Here is a 4,891-nt window from a genome sequence, read left to right as displayed (position 1 = left end):
AGAGATGGCCGGCAGGCCAGAGGGGGGTGGCGTGGAGCGAACACCATGCGGAAATCTAAAGTCCTACTTGCTCATCACCGACAGCCATTCGTCGACCCAGGCCTTGCGGTTGGCGGCGACCTCTTCCGGGCTGAACAGCAAGGTCTTGGTCGGCTTGACGAGCTTGTCGAAAGCCGGATTGAGCGGCTTGTCGGTCTTGCCGGCAGGAAACATCCAGTTGGTCTCAGGAATGACGTTCTGGAATTTCGGCCCGGTCATGAAAGTCAGGAACTTTTCCGCCAGCGGGTTCTTCGCACCCGTGGTGGTGATGCCGGCAACCTCGATCTGCAGATACGCGCCCTCCTCGAACGATGCCGCCTGATAGCGTTCGGTGCTTTCGGCGACCATATGATAGGCCGGCGAGGTGGTATAGGACAGCACCATCGGCGCCTCGCCCTTGGTGAACAGGCCATAGGCCTCGCTCCAGCCCGGCGTTACGGTGAGCACCTTTGCCTTAAGCTTGGCCCAGGCTTCCGGCGCCTTGTCGCCATAGACCGACCTCACCCACAACAGCAGGCCGAGACCAGGCGTCGAGGTGCGCGGATCCTGGATGACGATCTTCTCATCGGCATCGCCCTCGACCAATTCCTTCAGGCTCTTCGGCGGGGTCTTCAGCTTTTCGGTGTCGTAGACGACCGCGAAATAGCCGTAGTCGAACGGCACGAAGATATCGTCGCTCCAGCCGCCCGGCACCTTGACGTCCGACACCGGGCCATGCGGCGAAAACAGGCCGGTGGCCTTGGCTTCCGCCGTCAGATTAGTGTCGAGGCCGAGCACGATGTCGGCCTTGGTCGCGGCCCCTTCCAGTCTGACGCGGTTGAGCAGCGCGACGCCGTCGGCGACCGCGACGAAATCGAGAGTACAGCCGCATTCCACCTCGAAGGCCTTCTTGACCGCGGGGCCTGGACCCCACTCGGCGGTGAAGCTCTCATAGGTATAGACGGTGAGTTTCTCCTGCGCGGATGCCGGCCCGATGCCGGCGAGAATGGATGCCGCAAGCAGCATTACCGAAGCAAGAGAGTATAAAAACGTGCGCATCGGCGCCTCCTTCGTTCGCGTTGAAAGGAATTGAGGCGTCGGGCTGTCCGAAACGTCTAATCCCTCCGCCGGTACAAACCGGATCAGGTTCAGCGGGTTGGCATGGTTGCCTCTCAGCTGGTCCGCGAAGATCGCGTCCAGCACCCCGTTAGAGCGTTTCGACACATAGGCCCGGCCGAAGTGCCGCGCAAGCTGAAGTTTGCAGGGCATCCGGAGCGCGGCCTTCCGTTTCGCAAGCAGGGCTGGTAAGGGCCACGCATATGAGCAAATTCACCATCCTGCTTGGCGGCGATCTTATCCGCACGCCGCTGCTCGACCGCCAGGTCGAAGGCTCCCGTGTCATCGCCGCCGATGCCGGCATCAGCCATGCCCGGACGCTGGGCCTGACGCCGGAGCTCTGGGTCGGCGACTTCGATTCCGTGCCGGCGGATTTGCCGGACGATCTGGCCGCCCCGCCGGGTGTTTCCGGCAGAAAAGGACAAGACCGACGGCGAACTGGCTATCGCCGCTGCGCTCGAACACGGCGGGACCAGCCTGGTGCTCGCCGGCGCGTTCGGCGGCAAGCGTACCGACCACGCCTTCCTGCACCTCGCGCTCAGCATCCGGCTGGCCGAGGCAGGCATAGAGGTGCTTTTGACCAGCGGCGCACAGGAAGGCATTCCCTTGCTTCCCGGAAAGACCGGCTTCGACTACGCCGACGGCACGCTGTTTTCGATCCTCGGCTTCTCCGATCTCGCCGGCCTGACCGTTACCGGCGCCAAATGGCCGTTGAACCATGTCGAGGTCGCGTTCGGCTCATCGCTGACCATTTCCAACGAGGTCAAGGGCCGGCTCGAAATCGCGCTGGGCAGCGGCCGAGCGCTGTTGCTCGCCCACCCTTTTCCCCTACCTGAAAGCTGACATGGCGCCGCCACTTCTCAATCTCGACGGGATCAAACTGACCTTCGGCGGCACGCCGCTGCTCGACGGGGCGGAATTGACGGCGGCGGCGGGCGACAAGATCGCTTTGGTCGGCCGCAATGGTTCGGGCAAATCGACGTTGCTCAAGATCGCCGCGGGATTGATCGAGCCGCAGGACGGCGAAGTATTCCGCCAGCCTTCGGCGACAGTGCGCTACCTGCCGCAAATGCCCGACATGGATGGCTTCGCAAGCATCCGCGCTTATGTCGAGGCAGGGCTCGGACCCGCCGACGATCCCTACCGCGCCACCTACTTGATGGAGCATCTCGGCCTGTCCGGCGAGGAACGGCCGAACGACCTCTCCGGCGGCGAGGCGCGCCGTGCTGCCCTTGCCCGTGTCATGGCGCCAGAGCCCGACATTCTCCTCCTTGATGAGCCGACCAACCATCTTGACCTGTCGGTCATCGAATGGCTGGAGGAGGAGCTTGCCCGCACCTCTTCGGCGCTGATTGTCATCTCGCATGACCGCCGCTTCCTCGAACGGGTGTCATGCGCCACCGTCTGGCTCGATCGCGGCCAGACCCGCAGGCTGGACAAGGGTTTCGGCCATTTCGAGGAATGGCGCGACACGGTGCTGGACGAGGAAGAGCGCGAGCAGCACAAGCTTGGCCGCCAGATCGTGCGCGAAGAGCACTGGCTGCGCTATGGCGTGACGGCAAGGCGGAAGCGCAACATGCGCCGGCTCGGCGAATTGCAGACCATGCGCCAGCGCTTTCGCGGCCATCGCGGCGCCGAGGGCGCGGCGACCATGGTGGCCAGCGACGCCGCCGAATCCGGCAAGCTGGTGATCGAGGCCAAGAACATCGAGAAGAGCTTTGGCGACCTCACCGTGGTCAAGGGCTTCTCGAGCCGTATTCAGCGCGGCGACCGCGTCGGCTTGGTCGGGCCGAACGGCGCCGGCAAGACGACGCTCTTGAAGATGCTGACCGGCGAATTGAAGCCGGACTCAGGCACGGTGCGGCTCGGCACCAATCTTGAGATCGCCACGCTCGACCAGAAGCGCGAGGCGGTCGATCCGGCCGAAACGCTGGCGCAGTACCTCACCGACGGGCGCGGCGAGAACCTTGTCATCAATGGCGAGCAGCGCCACGTCGTCTCCTATATGAAGGATTTCCTGTTCAAACCGGAACAGGCGCGCACGCCGGTGCGTGAGCTTTCGGGCGGCGAGCGGGCGCGGCTGCTGCTGGCCCGCGTGCTGGCACGACCGGCAAACCTTCTGGTGCTCGACGAGCCGACCAACGACCTCGACATGGAGACGCTGGAACTGCTGCAGGAACTGGTCGCCGGTTTTGCCGGCACCGTCATCCTGGTCAGCCACGACCGCGATTTCCTCGACCGCACCGTGACCAGCCTGATCGCGCCGGACGGCGGCGGCCGCTGGATCGAATATGCCGGCGGCTATTCCGACATGCTGGCGCAGCGCGGCGGCACCAGGCTGGACGACCGCAAGGCGCGGACGAAGGCCGAGACCAGCGAAGCCACGGCGGCAGCCAGGACCGAACCGACTGCGCCGAAGGGCCCGGCAAAGAAACTGTCGTTCAAGCAGAAATTCGCGCTGGAATCGCTGCCCAAGAAGATCGAGGCGGTGACCGCCTCGATCTCACGGCTGGAAGACAACATCGCCGACCCGGCCTATTACGAACGCGATCCAGCCTCGTTCCAGAAGACCATCGCCGCCCTCGACAAGGAGCGCGCCACGCTGGTAGCGCTCGAGGAGGAATGGCTTGAGCTGGAGATGTTGCGCGAGGAGATGGAGGGGTAGGAAGCGTTCGGTCGAAGGGCGGTCACGGCGAAGGGGCCGGAAACGTTGCGATCTGCTTTATGGGCATATACCATGCGCATAGTTTAGGGCGAGACCAATGCGCCACTCCATTCCGAAATCGCAGCGAAAGTCCGTCAACACCTCGATCGATTCAAAGCTGATCGAAGAAGCAAAAGCGCTCGGCATAAATATGTCGCGCGCCGCCGAACGGGGAATTGCAAAGGCGATTTCGGATGAGAAATCGCGGCGCTGGTTACTGGAAAACAGGGAAGCGATCGAAAGCTCAAATGAGTATGTGAGGCGCAACGGGCTGCCATTGGCCAAATATCGGCTGTTTTGATGGCGCGCTACGATCTACCACAATGTCGAAGGCGATGCTTATCTACTCGACGTTCAGTGCGATCTTCTTGGTCACCTAAACACACGCGTCGTCGTACCGCTGTTGCCGCCCAATAGCGCGCCCGTACCGGGTCGCCGCCTGAACCCGATCTTCATCATCGATGGGAAAGACTATGTAATGGTCACCCAATTCATATCGGCCGTGACAGATACCGAACTACGCCAGGCCGACGGCAATCTGTCAAAGCACCACGACGACATCGTGGCAGCACTCGACATGCTGTTCCAGGGCTTCTGAGCCAAAGCCCGAGCCTCAGCCCGCCGTCTTTGTCTGCCAGGCCTTCAGCGCCTCATCGAACACCTTCTCGCCGGGAATGCCCTTTTCCATGGTGAGCAGCGCCCGCCGTCCGGTCTTGTAGACGACCGGCACGTCGATCCAGTTCTGGCCCCGGAGCAGGGTCAGATTGGCGTCTTCATCCGCCTTGGTGTCGTTGAGAGCGACCAGGAAGAAGCCGTCGGCGATCTTGGCCGGAATGCCGATCAGCGGACTGCCGGCATCCTGTTCAGAGCCCTTCATGGCGACGCGCAGGATGTTGTCGACGCCGCCGCCGTCGAAGCCGTCGGGTGTCAGGAAGATCATCTCGATGATGTGGCTGGCCGGCAGCGTCTGGTCGGTGTTGCGGCGGATAGTCATGCGCAACTGCACGTCCTTACCGGGAATGCTCGCCTCGGCGCGGATTGCCGGCTCGGGTG

Annotated in this window: 5 protein-coding genes, 1 pseudogene and 1 riboswitch; of the genes and pseudogenes, 4 read left to right on the top strand and 2 right to left on the bottom strand. The window is 63.0% G+C overall.

Annotated features, from left to right (window positions below; all coding sequences use genetic code 11):
- Positions 1-63 precede the first annotated feature (63 nt).
- Positions 64-1,077 (bottom strand): thiamine ABC transporter substrate binding subunit, encoded by a 1,014-nt coding sequence (gene thiB, locus E5W87_RS33910; protein WP_292407830.1) that lies wholly within the window; start codon positions 1,075-1,077, stop codon positions 64-66.
- Between the two features lie 43 nt (positions 1,078-1,120).
- Positions 1,121-1,235, bottom strand: a riboswitch (TPP riboswitch).
- A 102-nt stretch (positions 1,236-1,337) separates the two neighbouring features.
- Here thiB and E5W87_RS33905 point away from each other — a divergent pair.
- The 4 genes and pseudogenes from E5W87_RS33905 (at position 1,338) to E5W87_RS33890 (ending at position 4,436) form a co-directional block, all read left to right on the top strand.
- Positions 1,338-1,977 (top strand): annotated as a pseudogene (locus tag E5W87_RS33905) (thiamine diphosphokinase).
- 1 nt (position 1,978) lies between these two features.
- Positions 1,979-3,799, top strand: a complete 1,821-nt coding sequence (locus tag E5W87_RS33900) for an ABC-F family ATP-binding cassette domain-containing protein (protein WP_292407828.1) — start codon at positions 1,979-1,981, stop codon at positions 3,797-3,799.
- A gap of 97 nt (positions 3,800-3,896) precedes the next feature.
- Positions 3,897-4,139: a type II toxin-antitoxin system CcdA family antitoxin gene (locus tag E5W87_RS33895; RefSeq protein ID WP_292407826.1), complete on the top strand. Its 243-nt coding sequence runs from the start codon at positions 3,897-3,899 to the stop codon at positions 4,137-4,139.
- Positions 4,140-4,151: 12 nt separating this feature from the next.
- Entirely contained in the window at positions 4,152-4,436 is a 285-nt protein-coding gene (locus tag E5W87_RS33890; protein ID WP_292407833.1) for a CcdB family protein, read from the top strand.
- Positions 4,437-4,451: 15 nt separating this feature from the next.
- On the opposite strand, the gene E5W87_RS33885 is transcribed toward E5W87_RS33890, so the two are convergent.
- The coding region (locus E5W87_RS33885; protein ID WP_292407824.1) for a hypothetical protein at positions 4,452-4,891 on the bottom strand (440 nt) is incomplete at its 5' end.

This window comes from Mesorhizobium sp., from assembly GCF_004962925.1.
GTDB lineage: Bacteria > Pseudomonadota > Alphaproteobacteria > Rhizobiales > Rhizobiaceae > Mesorhizobium.
The sequence above is the reverse complement of the archived record's forward strand: the minus strand, read 5'-3'. Positions and strand labels throughout refer to the sequence as shown.